Here is a 16,565-nt window from a genome sequence, read left to right on the forward strand (position 1 = left end):
TCACGCCGGCCGACAGGCCAAGTTCCTTGGTCAGGCTCGGCGCGGCGATGCCGAGCACCGTGCGATCGAGGTAGTTGATGACGGTGCCGATCGCGAGCAGCGCGAGAATCGCGAAGCGGGCTCGCGATCGTCGTGCCGGATTCGCGGCGGTGGAAAGTGTTGTCTCTGTCTTCATGCCTTGTTTGTCTCCAGTAATGAAAGCGCAGACGTCCTGGATGCGCTTGTCACGATCACAACGCGATATGGCGGTGTCGCCCAGCCGGTTTACCCACACTTGAGGATCGCTGCGTCGTCACTGTCCGGGTACGCGAGCGATGCGTTGCAAGGCCGGTTGATCCGGCGGCGAGACGCTCATATCGTCCGGCGTGCTGCCAGAGCGGTTGCCACATGGCGCTGCGTCAGCGAGCCGGCGTGCCGCAAGCGCCTCCATTCCGGATCGGCGCGCCTGCGACAAAACCCCTTGTTCACTCGTCAAGCCTCGGGGTAGATTATGTGGAAGTAACTTCCAAATTGGAAGTTACTTTCGTAAAAAAACGACCAGGGTTTTCCCAGTAGCGAGCTTGTCTGGCCGATCTGTCCGCGTTCAGAAATTTGTAAAGTTATCAACGGACTACCGCCTCATCCGTCACGGCGGGCGAAAACCTGAATCTCTGCCGGTTGAGTGGCTGGCCAGCCGGCCCGGCGAGATCGTGATAGGGAAAACCCTTTTCTGTAGTTTTTGAATATTCTTCCAATCTGGAAGTAACTTCCGTATAGTCTGTCCGACACCGAATCGTCGAGCGAGAGGATGGGTCGTGGCTTCGACATTCGCGGAGTAAGGGCATCACTTCAAAACACATAGGATCGCCAATCATGTTCGATATGTCTGAGCAGCGCGTTTTGGTCATCGGCGGCTCGTCGGGTATTGGCTTCGCCACGGCGAAGCTGGCCAGATCGCTCGGCGCGCGGGTTACCATCGCGTCGCGTTCGCCGGAAAAGCTTGCCGCGGCCGCGCAAAAAATCGGCGAGGGCACTCAAAGCCGCGAGCTCGATCTCACCGCCGACGAGGCAGTCGCCGCGTTCTTCGACAACGAGGAAGCCTGGCACCACGTTATCGTCACCGGGTCGGAAGTATCGATGGCCGCCGTTCGCGAGTTGCCGATGGAGTCCGCCTATGCCGCGATGAACTCGAAGTTCTGGGGCTTCTATCGTGTCGCGCGTCATGCGCGGATTCACGCGGGCGGGTCGCTCGGCGTGATTGCCGGCTTTCTTGCCACTCGCCCGGCGGCGGGACGAGCACTCATGGGGGCGATAAATGGAGCGCTGGAAAGCCTGGTTCAGGGTCTGGCGCTGGAACTCAAGCCCGTGAGAGTGAACGCTGTGTCGCCGGCCGTCGTGGCAACGGAAATGTGGAGTGCAATGACGGAAAGCGCTCGCGCCGCCATGTTCGAGAAGGTTGCCGCGTCGTATCCGGCAGGGTGCCACGCGCAACCGGACGATATTGCACGCCAGCTTTTGCTGCTTGCCTGCACGCCTTATGCGACGGGCACCATCGTGACGCTCGATGGCGGCGCCTCGATTGCCTGACCGGAAGCCGTCGTCATGTTCAAACGCATGTCGGTGCTGGTCCGGCGCACTGGCGATAACCGGGAACGCTTCTCGCGAAACTGGGAACGTCACGCGGCGCCCGTGGCTCGATTGCCGAAAGTGCGCGGCTATATCCAGAATCACGTAGAGGAAGACTTCACGGTCCCGGGCGGTTCGGCGATCGAGGTGGACGGTTTCGTGGAGCTGCTGTGGGACCGTCCGGAAGATATGGCGGCAGCCTTTGCCAGTGCCGCCGCGCGACCGATGGTGGAAGACGAGCCGAACTTTCTCGGCCACGGTTCGGGGTATGCGATCAGGAAGGCTTCGCCGTTACGCGAGAGCGCGGGCGGCAAGCTGATCGTTGCGGCCATCGGCGGTGCGGCGGCGCTGGATGCGATCGAAGCACGATGCCAGGTGCTGCAACAACGGGCCGTGCTGATCCGCGACGATGTGGCCGATCTGATCGCCAAGCCCGGCATGGAACCGCCCCAGCCGGTTAGCGCATTTTTCCATCTCCAGTTCGACAATGCGGAGAGTGCGCGGAAGGCCGGGCATAGGCTTGCCTCATGCGCGGCTTCGGTTGACGCGCGTTTGAGCGTTTGCCGCGTGCGAACGCTACGCTTCGTCTGACCGGGCGAACGGGCTGTGCCAGAAGCGATTTCCTATCGGCGGTCGATCTGTCGCGGGGCAGATTTCCGCTATGTCAGCGAGTCGGCAACTTACAAGCAGAAAGCAGGCGTTATTCCCCAACCGATGAGGGTTGCGCGTTCCTGAGTACATCGAGTGGCTTTAGTCTGGCGAATCGGTGTATTGTTCGGCACAGACGAAGCAGGGCAGGCAATGCCGGCAGCAGTGGCGCGGCGCAGAGCGAACAGTCGCCCTGCGCCGACCGACCATGCCGGGTATTGCGAATCCCGACCCCACGCCTCAGTGCAAAAGGAACTTTCGCCATGAGCGATCCTCAGCAGCCGACCACCCAGCCGCTCGATCTGAGCGCGTTCGCCTCACTCGCGACACCGGATGAGGCCGGGAATCCGGCATCCGGTTCGGATTCATCCCGTCTCCCTGTCGACACTGCGGAGTCGACCGAAATCGCGGCGCCCATGCCGGCTTTCGAGCGTCTCGTCGAACTGAGCACCCTGCCGGCCGAACTGCAAACCCGCGCGCACCAGCTTGCCGATTCGATCCGTTTCGAGGACACGGCCTCGACGCTGACTTTCATCGAGCATACGCTGCAGCCGATTGCCCAGGTCTCCCGGCAACTGCTCGCCGATACCACGGTCGGCAATGCGGGCGAAGTCGGCCAGATCGCCGCGGCCGTGATCGACGGCATCAAGATCCTGCGTATCGACGAACTCCAGGCCGAAGCGCACAAGATCGCGCCGAAAGCGACCGGCTTGCTCGGCCGGGTGATGGGCCTCGGCAAGCTCGCGCACGATGCGGTCCAGTCCTTCGCGGAGAACCGCAAGAAATTCCTGACGCTGATGGACGCCGAGGAAGCGCGGGCACGCAAGGCGAAAGCCGACCTGATGACCACCGTGCAACTGCTCGACGATCAGAGTCAGACTGTGCGCCAGGGCGTGGGCAATCTGACGATCGCCATTGCCGCCGCGCAGATCGCACTGGATCGCGGCGTGCAGGAAGCCGAGGAACTGCGCCAGATCGCGCTGCGCTCGAACACGTCGGGCGACGCAGCGATCGCGATGGATCGTCGCAATACGCTCGCGAATTTCCGGGCCCAGACGGCCGACATGCGTGAAGCCATGGTGTCGGCCGCGACCCTGATTCCGCTGATCGCCTTGAATCGCAAGGCGGCAGTGACACGCGTCTCGCAACTGAACAGCGGTATCCTGCTGACCCTGCCGCGTCTGATGGCGGTCGCTTCGCAAGCGGCTGTCGAGGCGGACGTGCAGCGCGGTGGGCAGGAAAAGGAAAAGCTGGACGAAGCGAATCGCCGGATCACGGAGATCGCCGGTCGTGCCGCGCACGACGCCGCCATTTCCGCGGCCCGCAGCTTGCAGGGCGACAATCGCAACCTCGAGGCGCTGTCCGCGCTCGCCGAGCAAACGATTTCGACCATGCAGGAAGTGCTCAAGATCGAACAGGATGCCGCCGATGAAGACCGCAAGCGCGAGCAGGAACTCGTGCGCGTGCGCGATCGCCTCGTATCCGGCATGCGCGGCGTGCAGCAAGCCGCACTCGCGAGGCCGGTCCGCGGCGCCTGATCGCCTCGGCCCCCACTCTCTACAGGAACATCGCGAATGACCGCGCAGCCCCCGGATTCCCAGGACGGCGCCGGGATCGACCCGGCCACGCAACCGCTCGACCTCGGCGCGATCACGCGCAGCCTGGCCGACACGGCGCCAGGCGCTGGCACGGCGATCTCCGCGGCACCTGCCGCCGCCGTTGCGCCGGACCTGACTTCGTTCGATCTCGACGCGGCCTGGCTGCGCCGGGCCGAAGCCGACGGCGCGGGCTTCCTGTCCCGGTTCGCGCGCATCGTCAGCGAGGCTTTGCCGCAGCACGCGACGCTCGACATCGTGCGTCGCGGACTCTTCCGCAAAACCGAGGAAGTCGTCGGACTCGCCGTAGCGTTCGAGGACGAAACCTACCGCATGCGCCTTTCCGGCAATCAGCAGATCGTGACCGAAGTCGAAAAGCGCGTGCGCGGCATCACGCTTTCGACCCGACAGGTGCAGGCGCACACGTGGATCTCCGGCCTGCTCGCCAAGGTACACGAGCGCACGGAAAAGGCGCGAGGCATTGCCGACCTGCTGCGCTCGCTCTGACGCATCGGCTACCCCATTTTCTACCGAGGCTATTCATGGGAATCTGGTCTTCGTTGTTCGGCGGTGGTAGCAGCAATTCCCCAACGCAGGCACCTCCCGACGATCGGCCCTTCTTCGACGCGCAAGGTGTGCCGAACCTGCTGCACGAGCGTCTCGAACAGGCCAGGGCGGGCACGCTGCCGTGGATCTCCACGCTGACGGCGCCCGAACTCGCACTGGCCCGCTCGCATGGCGTCCGGATGATCGCGCCGATCGCGGCCACCTGCTGGATGCATTACGGCTATTCGTGGACCGAGGGGCACAAGCAGGGCTGGAATACCGCCCAGCATCGGCTTCAGGCCGAGGCCGCCGCGCTCGGCGCGAACGCCGTCATCGACGTGAAGATGGTCTCGCTCGATCTTGCGATCGAGAGCAGCATGGACTACTCGCTCGTCGGCACGGCGGTGCGGATCGCGGGCCTGCCGGCGAGTCCCGCGCCGATCCTCTCGACCGTGCCCGCGCTCGAGTTCGTGCAACTGCTCGAAGCGGGCATCGTGCCCGTTGGCCTTGCCGTCGGCGCACGCTTTGCATGGAGCAACGACAACCTCGACTGGCGATCCGACCAGTCCTGGCGCAACGCCGTGATGAGCCAAACCACGTCTTTCTGGGAACGCATCCGCCGCGATGCCCACCGCGACCTGCGCGAAGACACGGCGCGGCAGGGGCGCGGCGTGCTCGCGCAACTGAATTTCAGCCAGATCTTCCGGCGCGAGTACGAGAACCCGACCCGCTACAACTACCTCGGGCGTCACATCGTCATGGGAACGGTCGTGGACGGCGAGCCGGCCGGCACGATCCCTCACCCGGTCGAATGGGTGCTCGACCTGAGCGACCGCCCGGATCTGATCCGCACGACGTCGGTGCATCACAACTCGTTCAACGACGGCATCTGATTGTCCCGGATCGCCCCGGATCGCCTTCACACCGTCTTCCTTACCAAGGAGCCAGCGCATGTCGAATACCACGGTCGCCGACTATAGCCACCAACTTCCCTCGAGCGTGAGGGAGCGCCTGCAGGGCCTTCGCACTGCCGCGCATCCGTCCGGCGTCTTCACGTCCGACCTTTCGGTCAACGAATTTCTTCTCGTGCGCAAGGCGGGGTTCGAGCCTATCGGCCTGTGTGTCGGTAGCTGCATCTACCACGTCGGCATCCAGTATTCGTCGTGGAATCAGAACCAGGAGATGACGGTCCTGTCGCAGGCGATGTACCACGCCCGCGAGCTCGCGATGTCGCGCATGCGCGAGGAAGCGCGCGAGATGGACGCGGACGGTATTGTCGGCGTGCGGCTCGAAATCAAGCATGTCGAATGGGACGAAAATCTCCTCGAATTCATCGCGATCGGCACGGGCGTGGTTCACAACCACGACACGAAGGGCTTCAAGGCGCACGACGGCGGACCGTTCACGTCCGATCTGTCCGGCCAGGACTTCTATACGCTGCTCGGCGCAGGCTATCGCCCGGTCGAGATGGTCATGGGCTCGTGCGTGTATCACGTCGCGCACCGGGGCGTATTGCAGGCGTTCCGCCAGGCCGGGCGCAACGTCGAACTCGAACAGTTCACCCAGGCGCTTTACAGCGCGCGCGAACTCGCCATCGAGCGTATGCAGAAGGAAGCGCAGGACGCAAAGGCCGAAGGCGTTGTCGGCACGATCGTGCAGGAGAAGTCGTATCGTTGGGAAAGCCATGTGATCGAGTTCTTCGCGATCGGCACGGCCGTCGTGCCGCTCAACGAGGAAATCGCGCCCAAGGACATTCCGGCGCCGACACTGGTGCTGTCGGTCAACGATTAGGGCAATTTTGCCGGCAGGGCGTGGCTGTGTTTTACGCGGCCGCGTACGTCGGCGTGTTCGGCATTGCCGTGCCGGTGAGAGGTTCGGTAGCCGCTTGCTGCGAAGGCTCAATTGATATATGATATGTATATCAATAATCGGAGGGGGTAATGAGCCGAATCCTGATCGACTTGCCCGATGCGCAGGTCGAAGAGTTAGCGGTGCTTGTGGCCGCTGAGCAACGTCCTCGCGCCGCCGTCATTCGCGACGCGATTGAGGCCTATATCACGCAGCACAAGCGCGCTGTCGGGGCTGACGTTTTTGGTCTGTGGAAAAGCAGGAAAATCGATGGTCTGGAATACCAGCAGGAACTGCGCTCAGAATGGTAAGGGCACTTTTCGACACAAACGTTCTGATCGACTACCTCAACGGCGTAGGTGCGGCGAAGAAAGAACTCGCGCGCTATGAGTATCGTGCGATTAGCACGATCACCTGGATGGAAGTCCTGGTTGGTGCAACACCGGACGATGAAGCGGCTATTCGTGCATGGCTTGGCTCGTTCGATGTCATTGCGCTCGACGCAGCCATCGCAAATCGGGCGGTCGAGATTCGTAAACAGAGGCGGATTCGACTGCCCGATGCAATTGTATGGGCCTCGGCCCAGGTGAATGCAATGCTGCTGGTTTCTCGCAATACCAAGGATTTTCCTGCTGACGAACCTGGCGTACGTGTCCCATACAAGATTTAAAGGAAAACGGGATTTGCCTCTGCATCTCCGGACACGCGCTGAAATGAACTCGTCAATGCTGCGAGCCGGGTGTTCGAGGGTGTTGGACACCTATCCGTCATGACGCCGTCTGCGCAGTCTTTGCCCGCGCATCTATTGGCGCCCGCCGCGAGAGCGGGCGCCAGATGGTCACACGGTTACGCTGCCGCGTCTGCCGCTTCCGCGCATGTCCATGACGCCTTGAGACGCGCGCGGATGTCGGCGAGCGTGGTCGTCACCAGCAGTTGCCCGTTCCGGAAGACCGGTGTCAGCGCGCCGGTGGCGAACTGCTCGGGCGTCTGCTGTTCGTACAGCACGTAGTCGTCGCCTTCCTTCTCGACGCGCAACAGGCCGCGAGCCGACTTCTTCGTGCCGTCGTCGGTGGCCGGGTCCTTGTAGATGTCGACCTGTTCGTCGCCGACTTCGGCGTAGATCGCTTTCATGGCCCAGCCGAACGTGTCCCGCGACAGCATATTGTAGGTGTAGGAGCCGATGCCGAATACCACGTTGCTCGACGCGAAGCCCTTCTCGGCCAGGCGGGTCAGAATGTCCCAGGCGCGCGTCAGCGAGATCGAGTCGCCGTAGATCAGGCCGACCTTGTCGTTGAGCATCCGGTAGCCGCTGTGCGTCGACGTGCCGCCGTAGATGTCCCACAGGCATTCGACCGATCCCTTGCGCTCGGCTTCCGTGATGTGCAGACCGTTGGCCGCCACGATGTAACGGTCGCCGGCTTTGCGGAATGCGCCGTCGGCATCGCGTGCGAGTTCGTTGTCGCGATAGCCTGCCAGGATCCGCACCGGATCGCCGGAGTCCGGGCGAAACACCACGCGGCTCTGGCCGAGCGCATTCGGTTGGCGGGCGAGAATCGCTTCCTTCAGCTCCTTCGCGATAACCGTCATGACGTTCCAGTAGTCGAACGAATCGCTCACCAGCGAGACCATGCCGGCCGGATAGTCCTGTGTGACGAATTCGCGGATGACCTCGCGTTCGGCCAACGGGCGCAGCGCTTTTTCGTCGAGTCCGGCATGTGCCGGATCGCGTTGCAGGCGCTTGAGCGTGGCCAGAATCCGCAGCGTCATGACGCTGTGCTCGGAAGCCGGGATCGAACCGCCCACCAGCTCCTTGTCCGCGTCGGCGCCGTAGTAGTCTTCGGCATAGTCGATGGCCGGGATCGTGTCGGTGCCCGTGAACGACAGCAGGTGGCCGACGCCGCAGCGCATGGCGTCGTGCACGCCGCTCATGCCGCGCATCGAGAAGTCGTGGCCCTGCCAGTCCACGAAGTCTTCCGGCGCTCCGGTCAGCTTCGCGAAGTGGCTCAGCAGCTTGCGGAATTCGAAGGCGATGGTCGCGACTGTCGACGGTTTCCAGATCTCGGCACTGAACAGCGTCTCGAAGTAAGTCGAGACCCACGGAAACGCCGGATGCGTGTTGACGAAGATCACCGGCGGCACCTTGATGTTCACGCGCACGCCCTCGGGCAGCGCGCGCAGTTCGAGCGGTAGATAGCCGAGATCGTGCAGCGCGCCGAGGCGCTCGACCGGCACCGCATCCTGGCCGAGCGCGGTGTCCATGCGGCGCTTGTACCGGCGAATGGCCGCGTCCTTCGGCGCCTCGAAGAACTCGCGCTGGAACACGCCGAGAAAGAACTCCTTGATGAAGCCCTGGAGACCGAACCACACCACCTTGTTGTCGTAGAACTGTTCGAGCACGGGGGCGTACTTCGCCGAGCGCGGCGTGAAGTTCGCGACGAGCTTCGTCGTGGCTGCCGGGTACATCGACGGATGGCCCGTCTTGTAGAAGTCGGCGAGATTGAAGGGAATCAGTCCGTTCATGATCGTTCTCCGGTCGGGGTGATGGCGTGCGGGTTCAGGCCAGGACGGCGCGGGCGTCGTCCGTCCAGTTATTGCGGGTGAAGACGGCGGCGTAGTGCTCCAGCAGCGCGTCGAGGCCCTTGCTGAAGATGCCGTGCGTCACGTACAGGTACAGCGGGTTGCGCGCGGCACCGCGGGCCTGCTTTGCATCGAGCGCCTGCGCAAGTTCGGTGAAGGTGCGGCCGCCGTCGCAGATGTCGTCGATCACCAGCAGCGCGCATTCGGGCAGGTCGCCCTGAATCGCGGTTCCGGTGATGGCGCCCGTGCGGGTGTCGCGGACCTTGTCGGCGAACACGACGGGCAGGTCGAGTTGCGGGTCGAGCTGCGAATTGAGTTGTGAAGCCAGCTTCAGCACGCGCTTGCGGGCACCCGCGTCTGGCGCGACCAGCGCGAGGCTCGAACGACTCCTGAGAACCTGTTCGACGACACGGCGCAGGGCCGGCAACGGATCGTCGATCACGACCCGGTCCAGCAGCGCGGCCGTCACGTCGCTGTGCGGGTCCTGGATGACGACCCGGCGATAGTGCTGGGCGTTGATCAGGTCGCAGAACACCTTGGCGCTGAGCGATTCACCGGGATTCGCCACGCGATCCTGGCGCGCGTACGGCACGTAGGGCAGGTGCAGATCGAGCGGCGTGTCCGGATAGGCCCGGCGCAGCGCGTCGGTGGTCATCAGCAGCGTCATGACGGCGGCGGCATCCGGAAGATGCGCGTTGAGTTCGAGCTGCCCGGCCGGCACGCCGGTCTGGACCGTGACATGCATTTCTCCGCCCGGGAATTTCAGAACCTTCAGGCCGACCGGATTACGCGCCTTCAGCGACGACTCGGCGTCGTGCTGCATCGTGGTCACCGCGGTGATGTTCAACATCGCTGCCTCTTACATAGTTGGAAAGTGCGACTAACTTGCTGCGAAGTATAGACCGACATAGTCGCTTTCTGCAACTATGTTTGCTAAACTTTTTTCAGGTTGGACAGGGCAAGGGGTAGGGCATGAAAAAGGGCTACGAAAAACCGGACGTGAGCGTCGATGTGGTGCTGCTGACGTTGTCGGAAGAGGGATTGCTGGTGGCGCTGCACGAGCGCCGCCAGCAACCGTGCCGCGGGGCGTTGGCGCTGCCGGGCGGCTATATCCACACGAACGAGGACGGTTCGCTCGAAGACGCGGTGTATCGCATGCTGCGCGAGAAAACGCAGCTTGAACCGCGCTACATCGAGCAGCTTCAGACGTTCGCCGGCCCGGGACGGGACCCGCGCGGGTGGTCGGTCGCGATCAGCTACGTCGCGCTCGTGCCGCTGGAGAGTCTGACGGGGGCTGAATCGGGCGTGTTCGGGCTCTATCCGGTGGACCGGCTTCCCGCGCTGGCCTTCGACCATGCGGAGCAGATCCGCGCCGCCGTGCTGCGCGTGCGCAACAAGTCGAGCTATTCGACGCTGCCATGCTGGCTGTTGCCGGAGAAATTCACGCTGACCCAGCTGCAGCATACCTACGAAGCGGTGTTCGGCGAGACGGTAACGCGGGCGACATTCCGTTCGCGACTCGGGATCAAGGTCGGCGACGTGCAGCCCGGCGAAGCGGTCGACGACGCGGGCGTGCTGATCGCGACCGACGATTACCAGCTCGGCAACCAGCGGCCGGCGCGGCTGTTTCGGGTCGACCAGCTGGGTCTGTTCAAACGCGCGGGGTGGTAGGCCGCGTCCGCTGCGCGCAGTGCAACTGCCGCGTCGAGGCGGGAGCGGAACCGTTCCCGCCTCGGCGATTATTTCCAGCGCTGCCATTCGGCCGGGTAACGCGAGGTCATCGGGCGGACGTTCCGGGACGCCGGGTAAAGTGCCTTGCCCAACCTGTCACGCATAGGCATAGCGCACGAGATGAAAGAACACCGGCGCGGCGAAGCAGATCGAATCGACGCGATCGAGCATACCGCCGTGGCCGGCGATCATCGAGCCCCAGTCCTTCGTGCCGAGCGAGCGCTTGACGGCCGACAGCACGAGCCCGCCGACGAAGCCCGAGATCACGATCGCAAGCGAGATGCCGAACGCCGCGCCGAAGCTGAACGGCGTCACGCGATACAGCGCCGCGCCGCACAGCGTCGCGAGCAGGCCGCCGCCGATGAAGCCTTCGACCGTCTTCGAGGGCGACAACTGCGGTGCGATCTTGCGCCGTCCGAACAGCTTGCCGACCACGTATTGCAGCACGTCGCTGATCTGCACGACGAGCAGGAAGTAGAACAGCAGCAGCGCGTTCTCTCCCGCGTAATGCGGAATGTCGAGGATCAGCACGGCGGGCGCGTGGCTCAGGCCGTACACGCAAACCATCAGCGCCCAGTTGATCTTCGCGTTGCGGCTCAGGAATTCGCTCGTGTCCTGCGTGAGCGCCGAGACGAGCGACATCGCGAAGAACAGATGCACCGGCACGAAAATCGAATACATCCCATACCAGTTGATCGCGAGCAGCAGATACTGCACCGGGATCGCGACGAAGAACGCGATGCACAGCGTCGTGTGGTCGCTCGCGGTCGTCGGCGTAAGCGTGATGAATTCGCGCAGCGTCAGGTATGACAGCAGCGCGAACACGAAGTAGGTGACGTTGTTGCCGAGGCCGATCGCGACCACCATCACCGCGATCATCGCCCACCATGCGCGGATGCGCTGATTGAGGTTGACGATGGTTTCGCTCGTGCCGCCGGCGCGCGCGCCGAGTATCGCGCCGATCAAGGTCGCGATGGCGAGCAGCCCTGTCACGCCCGCGACCAGTTCCCAGAAAAGTGTTCGCATGCTCAAAGTCCGGATGAAGAGGAGAAGGGCGCTCAGCCGGCCGGCCGATGCGGCGCGAGCGCGACGATCGCATCGCGCATGCGGGCGAGGAAGGAGGCCTTGTCTTCCTCAGCGGCTAGCGCCTCGCGGGCGCCGAAATGCACCTTGCAGATCAGCGGTACAGGCCAGATCGCGCCTTTCGGCATGATGCGCTGCAGGTTCTCGAGATAGACGGGCGCAAGTGCCACATGCGGGAATTGCCTCGCGAGATGGAACAGTCCGCTCCTGAACGGCTGCGGCAGTGCGTCGGCACTGCGGGTGCCCTCGGGGAAGATGATGATCGAGTGCCCCTGTGCGAGCGCGTCGCGTACAGGATCGAGCGGGTCGCCGCCCGATTCGCGGTGACGGTCGATCAGCACGACGTTCAGCAGCTTCTGCGCGATGTGGCGCTTGAGCGTACCGCTGTCCCAGTAGTCGCGCGCGGCGACCGGCCGCACGACGGCGCGCACCTCGCGCGGCAGCGCGGCGAGGATCGCAAGCGTATCGATGTGGCTCGTATGGTTCGAGAAATAGATTGTCTGGGTTGGCGACGGCGGTGCCTGATACCAGACCGGATAGGCACCTGCGACGAGTCGCACGAGGGTCAGCAGGAAATCGCGCTGCCACACGTTCAGGATGTTCATAGGCGGCGCATCCCCTGTTCATGTGCGTGGCCGAAGCCGCGGTCTCCACGCGGCCGGCGGCATCCCGGCATGCCGATGCGGCGCAATAGGGGAAATGGCGGGGGTTTAATTTTCTTCAAATGAGTGGCGGCCTGTCGCGGCTCTGCGAAAATGATTCGAATCGACTCGCGCATAGGGCGGATTGGCGAATGCACGGGTCGATGGCATGATAAGGGCTCATTGCATCAGCGCATGAATGCTTGTTTGCAGTTCGAATGAATCACGCGGTCGGGCCAGCGGATTATCGGGTGTTTCCGCGAAAAGCGCCAGATTCCGATTATGTCGTGCCAATTAAAGCCGCGAATTAAAACCAATGAGCCTTTACGCACTCAAGCCCAAATTCCAGAACTGTCTGCGTCCGTTCGCGGACTCGCTCGCCGAACGGGGCGTCACCGCCAATCAGGTCACGCTGTTCGCGGCCGGCGGCTCGATTGTAGTCGGGGCGATTGCCGGGCTCGGCGTCTTCGCCCGCGCGCTGTTCCTGCTGATTCCGCTATGGCTGTTCGCGCGCATGGCGCTCAATGCGATTGACGGGATGCTCGCTCGCGAGCACGGGCAGAAGAGCACGCTCGGTGCGTACCTTAACGAACTCGGCGATATCGTGTCCGACGTCGCGCTCGTGCTGCCTTTTCTCGCGATCCCGGCATTCACGCCCGCGGACGTCTGGTTATTCGCGCTGACGGCGGTCATCGTCGAAAGCGCGGGGCTTGCCGGTCCGCTCGTTGGCGCGAGCCGCCGCTATGACGGTCCGTTCGGCAAGAGCGACCGCGCGCTCGCGCTCGGCGCGTTCGCATTGTGGTTCGGTGTCGGTTTGCCGATCGGTGTCGTCGGTGCGTGGCTGTGGCGTCTGCTGATCGTGCTGTCGATCGTAACGGCGGTGCGGCGCGTACGGGCGGGGGTTGTCGAAGTGGGCGGCTGACGGGGCGGCCGACTGAGTGGCTGACCGAGTGGCTGACGTCGCGGACACCGGAACGGGGGCGCGACATGATTCGAATAACGAAACGAGAGAGCGGATGAGCGCACGTACTGCCCGCGAGGCCAACTTCACCACTCATGACGGCACGACGCTGTTCTATCGTCACTGGTCCGCAACGGGCCCGCGCTGTCGCGGCGCGATCGTCCTGCTGCACCGCGGCCACGAACATTCGGCGCGCGTTGCGCATCTCGTCGACGAACTCGATCTGGCGGATTTCGCCTTTTTTGCCTGGGATGCACGCGGTCACGGCCGCTCGCCCGGCGCGCGCGGCTACAGCCCGAGCGCGGCCGCGTCGGTGCGCGACCTGCAAGCGTTTGTCGAGCATATCCGCGACACGTACGGCATTGCCGTCGAGGACATGGCCGTGATCGGCCAGAGCGTCGGCGCGGTGCTCGCGGCCACATGGGTGCACGACTATGCACCGCCGATCCGCTGCCTCGCTGTCGCGTCGCCGGCGTTTCGCATCAAGCTTTACGTGCCGTTCGCACGGCCGGGTCTGCGGCTGATGTACAAGCTGCGCGGACTGTTCTACGTGAACAGCTACGTGAAGCCGAAATTCCTCACGCACGACCCTGAGCGGATCGCGAGCTATACGGCCGATCCGCTGATTACGCGGCCGATCGCGGTCAACATGCTGCTCGATCTGCACGACACCGCGAAGCGGATCGTCGCCGATGCAGCGGCGATCACCGTGCCGACGCAACTGCTGATTTCCGGCGCCGACTGGGTCGTGCATCGCGATCCGCAGGACCGTTTCTTCGAGCGGCTCGGCTCGGCGTGCAAAGAACGCATCGTGCTGCCGGGCTTCTATCACGACACGCTCGGCGAGCGCGATCGCGCGCAGGCGCTCGCGCCGCTACGCACGTTCGTGTTGCGCGAGTTCGATGCGCCGGGCCCGCGCGTGTCGCTCGCCGACGCCGACCGGCGCGGCGCATTCCACGACGAATACGTGGCGCTCGGCCAGCCGCTCGCGAATCCGCTTTCCCGCGCGTACTGGGCCATCACGCGCATGGGGCTGAAGGTCGGCGGCGCGCTGTCGGACGGCATCGCGCTCGGTCTGCGGCTCGGTTTCGATTCGGGCTCGACGCTCGACTACGTGTATCGCAACCGCGCGCAAGGGCGGCTCGGCGTCGGCGCGCTGATCGACCGCACGTACCTCGATTCGCCGGGCTGGGCCGGTATCCGGCAGCGCAAGGTGCATCTGCAGGAACTGATCGGCGCGGCGATCGGCCGCCTACGCGGCAATGGCACGCCGGTACGGATCGTCGACATCGCGGCCGGACACGGGCGTTATGTGCTCGATGCGATCGCTATGGCCGCCGAACGTGACGGCGCGCTGCCCGACGGCATTCTGCTGCGCGACTACAGTCCGCCGAATGTCGAGGCCGGCCGCGCGCTGATCGCGCAGCGCGGCCTCGCGCCGATCGCGCGTTTCGAACCGGGCGACGCATTCGACGAGGCATCGCTCGCGGCGCTCGAGCCGCGCCCGACGCTAGCGATCGTGTCGGGCCTCTACGAGCTGTTCGGCGCGAACGAGATGATCGAGCGCTCGCTGCGCGGGCTGGCGCGGGCCGTGCCGCCAGGCGGCTATCTCGTCTATACGGGGCAGCCGTGGCATCCGCAGCTCGAATTCATCGCGCGCGTATTGAACAATCACCGTGGCGAGGCGACGTGGGTCATGCGCCGCCGCTCGCAGGCCGAGATGGACGAACTGGTCGCGCGTGCGGGCTTCCGCAAGCTCGACCAGCGAATCGACGCGATGGGCATTTTCACGGTGAGCCTCGCGCAGCGGGTCGATGCGCCATGAGTGCATCATGAGCGAACTCGGCGGCGACGCAAGCGGTCTCGTCGCGCAGGCCAGCCGCCCGCGCGACGCGTCATTCGCGTTGCGCCTCGGCTGGCTGGCGGCGATGGGCGCGGTGTTCTTTTCCACGTACGGTTTCGCGAACTGGCTGGCCGCGCGCCGCGCGTCGGTGCCGACCTTCGCGTTCGGCTGGGAACACGCGATTCCATTCGTACCCTGGACGATCGTGCCGTACTGGTCGATCGACCTGCTGTATGCGCTGTCGTTCTTCTTCTGGACACGCCGCGACGATCTGTTCGATCACGTCAAGCGGCTGCTGACCGTGCAACTGATCTCCGTCGCGTGCTTTATCGCGTGGCCGTTGCGCTTCGGTTTCGAGCGGCCCGACGCGGGCGGCCTGGCTGGCGCGCTGTTCACGCTGCTGATGGGCTTCGACAAGCCGTACAACCAGGCGCCGTCGTTGCATATCGGTCTGCTTGTCGTGCTGTGGGCCGTCTACGCCAGGCATCTGCGCGGCAGGCTTGCGCGTTGCGCGCTACATCTGTGGTTCCTGGCGATCGGCGTGTCGGTGCTGACGACCTATCAGCATCACGCGATCGACGTGCCGACCGGTGCGGCCGTCGGCTGCCTCGCGCTGTTCCTGTTTCCTCTGCGCGATGCCGCAGGCCGGCTGCCCGAGGCCGAGGTCCGGAGGCACAGGGCGAGCCGCAAGCTCGCGCGCTGCTACGCGCTTGCGGCAATCCTCGTCGCTGTGATTGCGATGGTCTGTGTGCCGCGTGCGCCGGGCTGGGCCTTGGTCGCGGGGTGGGTTGCGCTGGCGCTCGCCTGTGTCGCCTGGATTTATTGGCGCGGCGCGCCGGGTGCGTTCCAGAAGGACGCGCGGGGGCGTTTCCCGGTTTTTATCCGCTGGCTGCTGGCGCCGACGATTGCCGGCGCGTTTGTCAATTCGCGGCTGTGGACGTTCCGGCAACCGGCCCCGGTGCGGATTGACGAGCGCGTGTCGATCGGCCGAACGCCGACGACGCGCGAGGCGCGGCGGCGCGGCTTGACAGGACTCGTCGATTTGACGGCCGAGATGCCGGGCTGGGTCGCGGCCGACGCATCGCTCGCGTATGCGGCCGCGCCGCAACTCGATCTCGTCGCCCCGACCGCGCGGCAATTGCAGCAGGCAGTCGCGGCGCTCGAAAGGCTGCATGGCGAAGGCCGCGACGTGCTTGTCTGCTGCGCGCTCGGCTATGGCCGCAGTGTGCTGTGCGCGGCTGCATGGCTCGCGCTGCGGCGCGGTTTGCACGATGCTCGCGACGCGCTGGTGGCGGTGCGCGCCGTTCATTCGCATGCCGTATGGTCGGACGACGGGGTGGCCGTGCTGCAGGACTGGATCGATCTCCGGCGCGCGATGGGGGCGGCGTGATGCGCGACCTGTCCTCGGCGTTCCGGATTGCCGCCGCGCGTGGCGCGCTCGATGCGGGCGTGTGGGCGGTCGCGGCGGCGCTGTGCGCGGCGGGTGC

Annotated in this window: 16 protein-coding genes and 1 pseudogene; 12 read left to right on the top strand and 5 right to left on the bottom strand. The window is 64.5% G+C overall.

The genetic code is table 11. The features are described from left to right. Positions 1 to 175 (bottom strand): annotated as a pseudogene (locus GXB81_RS27540) (MFS transporter); the annotation flags it as partial. Positions 176 to 852: 677 nt separating this feature from the next. Between GXB81_RS27540 and GXB81_RS27545 the strand changes: the two are divergent. From GXB81_RS27545 to GXB81_RS27580, 8 genes are all read left to right on the top strand, one after another. After that, positions 853 to 1,566 (top strand): SDR family oxidoreductase, encoded by a 714-nt coding sequence (locus GXB81_RS27545; RefSeq protein ID WP_167285022.1) that lies wholly within the window; start codon positions 853 to 855, stop codon positions 1,564 to 1,566. A gap of 27 nt (positions 1,567 to 1,593) precedes the next feature. Continuing rightward, positions 1,594 to 2,196, top strand: a complete 603-nt coding sequence (locus GXB81_RS27550) for an EthD family reductase (RefSeq protein ID WP_167037111.1) — start codon at positions 1,594 to 1,596, stop codon at positions 2,194 to 2,196. Between the two features lie 320 nt (positions 2,197 to 2,516). Continuing rightward, complete coding sequence (locus tag GXB81_RS27555) at positions 2,517 to 3,791, top strand: toxic anion resistance protein (protein WP_205990851.1); 1,275 nt, start codon at positions 2,517 to 2,519, stop codon at positions 3,789 to 3,791. Between the two features lie 36 nt (positions 3,792 to 3,827). Beyond that, complete coding sequence (locus GXB81_RS27560) at positions 3,828 to 4,355, top strand: hypothetical protein (RefSeq protein ID WP_167037102.1); 528 nt, start codon at positions 3,828 to 3,830, stop codon at positions 4,353 to 4,355. A 35-nt stretch (positions 4,356 to 4,390) separates the two neighbouring features. Further along, the gene (locus tag GXB81_RS27565) at positions 4,391 to 5,287 is read left to right on the top strand and encodes a heavy metal-binding domain-containing protein (protein WP_167037099.1); all 897 of its coding nucleotides are present in this window, start codon (positions 4,391 to 4,393) and stop codon (positions 5,285 to 5,287) included. A gap of 58 nt (positions 5,288 to 5,345) precedes the next feature. Continuing rightward, positions 5,346 to 6,185: a heavy metal-binding domain-containing protein gene (locus tag GXB81_RS27570; protein ID WP_167037096.1), complete on the top strand. Its 840-nt coding sequence runs from the start codon at positions 5,346 to 5,348 to the stop codon at positions 6,183 to 6,185. 149 nt (positions 6,186 to 6,334) lie between these two features. Continuing rightward, positions 6,335 to 6,553, top strand: coding sequence for a ribbon-helix-helix protein, CopG family (locus GXB81_RS27575; RefSeq protein WP_167285026.1), 219 nt, complete (start codon positions 6,335 to 6,337; stop codon positions 6,551 to 6,553). Further along, positions 6,547 to 6,912: a type II toxin-antitoxin system VapC family toxin gene (locus GXB81_RS27580; protein WP_167285028.1), complete on the top strand. Its 366-nt coding sequence runs from the start codon at positions 6,547 to 6,549 to the stop codon at positions 6,910 to 6,912. The genes GXB81_RS27575 and GXB81_RS27580 overlap by 7 nt, the downstream gene beginning before the upstream one ends. Positions 6,913 to 7,088: 176 nt before the next feature. Here GXB81_RS27580 and GXB81_RS27585 read toward each other — a convergent pair whose 3' ends face one another. Both GXB81_RS27585 and GXB81_RS27590 read right to left on the bottom strand, forming a co-directional pair. Continuing rightward, complete coding sequence (locus tag GXB81_RS27585) at positions 7,089 to 8,762, bottom strand: nicotinate phosphoribosyltransferase (protein ID WP_167285030.1); 1,674 nt, start codon at positions 8,760 to 8,762, stop codon at positions 7,089 to 7,091. Positions 8,763 to 8,796: 34 nt separating this feature from the next. Continuing rightward, positions 8,797 to 9,669: a ribose-phosphate pyrophosphokinase-like domain-containing protein gene (locus tag GXB81_RS27590; RefSeq protein ID WP_205990852.1), complete on the bottom strand. Its 873-nt coding sequence runs from the start codon at positions 9,667 to 9,669 to the stop codon at positions 8,797 to 8,799. Positions 9,670 to 9,791: 122 nt separating this feature from the next. On the opposite strand from GXB81_RS27590, the gene GXB81_RS27595 reads away from it, so the two are divergent. Beyond that, positions 9,792 to 10,490, top strand: a complete 699-nt coding sequence (locus GXB81_RS27595; RefSeq protein WP_167037081.1) for an NUDIX domain-containing protein — start codon at positions 9,792 to 9,794, stop codon at positions 10,488 to 10,490. Between the two features lie 156 nt (positions 10,491 to 10,646). Here the strand turns inward: GXB81_RS27595 and GXB81_RS27600 are convergent, their stop codons facing one another. Both GXB81_RS27600 and GXB81_RS27605 read right to left on the bottom strand, forming a co-directional pair. Further along, positions 10,647 to 11,576 carry a phosphatidate cytidylyltransferase gene (locus GXB81_RS27600; RefSeq protein ID WP_205990853.1) on the bottom strand — a complete coding sequence of 310 codons (930 nt, stop codon included), beginning with the start codon at positions 11,574 to 11,576 and terminating at the stop codon, positions 10,647 to 10,649. A 32-nt stretch (positions 11,577 to 11,608) separates the two neighbouring features. After that, a complete protein-coding gene (locus GXB81_RS27605) occupies positions 11,609 to 12,238 on the bottom strand; it encodes a lysophospholipid acyltransferase family protein (protein ID WP_167285031.1) in 630 nt (209 codons plus the stop codon). A 352-nt stretch (positions 12,239 to 12,590) separates the two neighbouring features. Between GXB81_RS27605 and GXB81_RS27610 the strand changes: the two genes are divergently transcribed. The 3 genes from GXB81_RS27610 to GXB81_RS27620 all read left to right on the top strand — a co-directional run bounded on the left by GXB81_RS27610 (position 12,591) and on the right by GXB81_RS27620 (position 16,468). After that, on the top strand, positions 12,591 to 13,196 hold the full coding sequence (locus GXB81_RS27610; protein ID WP_205990854.1) for a CDP-alcohol phosphatidyltransferase family protein: 606 nt from the start codon (positions 12,591 to 12,593) through the stop codon (positions 13,194 to 13,196). A 94-nt stretch (positions 13,197 to 13,290) separates the two neighbouring features. Beyond that, positions 13,291 to 15,060, top strand: a complete 1,770-nt coding sequence (locus GXB81_RS27615; protein ID WP_205990855.1) for a bifunctional alpha/beta hydrolase/class I SAM-dependent methyltransferase — start codon at positions 13,291 to 13,293, stop codon at positions 15,058 to 15,060. A gap of 7 nt (positions 15,061 to 15,067) precedes the next feature. Continuing rightward, positions 15,068 to 16,468: a phosphatase PAP2 family protein gene (locus tag GXB81_RS27620; protein WP_205990856.1), complete on the top strand. Its 1,401-nt coding sequence runs from the start codon at positions 15,068 to 15,070 to the stop codon at positions 16,466 to 16,468. Positions 16,469 to 16,565: the final 97 nt, after the last annotated feature.

The sequence above is a fragment of the Paraburkholderia sp. Ac-20336 genome, from assembly GCF_017105025.1.
GTDB lineage: Bacteria > Pseudomonadota > Gammaproteobacteria > Burkholderiales > Burkholderiaceae > Paraburkholderia.

Bases quoted from the DNA above. Each gene is read 5' to 3' on its own strand.
- GXB81_RS27545 (WP_167285022.1), top strand. From the start codon at position 853: ATGTTCGATATGTCTGAGCAGCGCGTTTTGGTCATCGGCGGCTCGTCG.
- GXB81_RS27550 (WP_167037111.1), top strand. From the start codon at position 1,594: ATGTCGGTGCTGGTCCGGCGCACTGGCGATAACCGGGAACGCTTCTCG.
- GXB81_RS27555 (WP_205990851.1), top strand. From the start codon at position 2,517: ATGAGCGATCCTCAGCAGCCGACCACCCAGCCGCTCGATCTGAGCGCG.
- GXB81_RS27560 (WP_167037102.1), top strand. From the start codon at position 3,828: ATGACCGCGCAGCCCCCGGATTCCCAGGACGGCGCCGGGATCGACCCG.
- GXB81_RS27565 (WP_167037099.1), top strand. From the start codon at position 4,391: ATGGGAATCTGGTCTTCGTTGTTCGGCGGTGGTAGCAGCAATTCCCCA.
- GXB81_RS27570 (WP_167037096.1), top strand. From the start codon at position 5,346: ATGTCGAATACCACGGTCGCCGACTATAGCCACCAACTTCCCTCGAGC.
- GXB81_RS27575 (WP_167285026.1), top strand. From the start codon at position 6,335: ATGAGCCGAATCCTGATCGACTTGCCCGATGCGCAGGTCGAAGAGTTA.
- GXB81_RS27580 (WP_167285028.1), top strand. From the start codon at position 6,547: ATGGTAAGGGCACTTTTCGACACAAACGTTCTGATCGACTACCTCAAC.
- GXB81_RS27585 (WP_167285030.1), bottom strand. From the start codon at position 8,762: ATGAACGGACTGATTCCCTTCAATCTCGCCGACTTCTACAAGACGGGC.
- GXB81_RS27590 (WP_205990852.1), bottom strand. From the start codon at position 9,669: ATGTTGAACATCACCGCGGTGACCACGATGCAGCACGACGCCGAGTCG.
- GXB81_RS27595 (WP_167037081.1), top strand. From the start codon at position 9,792: ATGAAAAAGGGCTACGAAAAACCGGACGTGAGCGTCGATGTGGTGCTG.
- GXB81_RS27600 (WP_205990853.1), bottom strand. From the start codon at position 11,576: ATGCGAACACTTTTCTGGGAACTGGTCGCGGGCGTGACAGGGCTGCTC.
- GXB81_RS27605 (WP_167285031.1), bottom strand. From the start codon at position 12,238: ATGAACATCCTGAACGTGTGGCAGCGCGATTTCCTGCTGACCCTCGTG.
- GXB81_RS27610 (WP_205990854.1), top strand. From the start codon at position 12,591: ATGAGCCTTTACGCACTCAAGCCCAAATTCCAGAACTGTCTGCGTCCG.
- GXB81_RS27615 (WP_205990855.1), top strand. From the start codon at position 13,291: ATGAGCGCACGTACTGCCCGCGAGGCCAACTTCACCACTCATGACGGC.
- GXB81_RS27620 (WP_205990856.1), top strand. From the start codon at position 15,068: ATGAGCGAACTCGGCGGCGACGCAAGCGGTCTCGTCGCGCAGGCCAGC.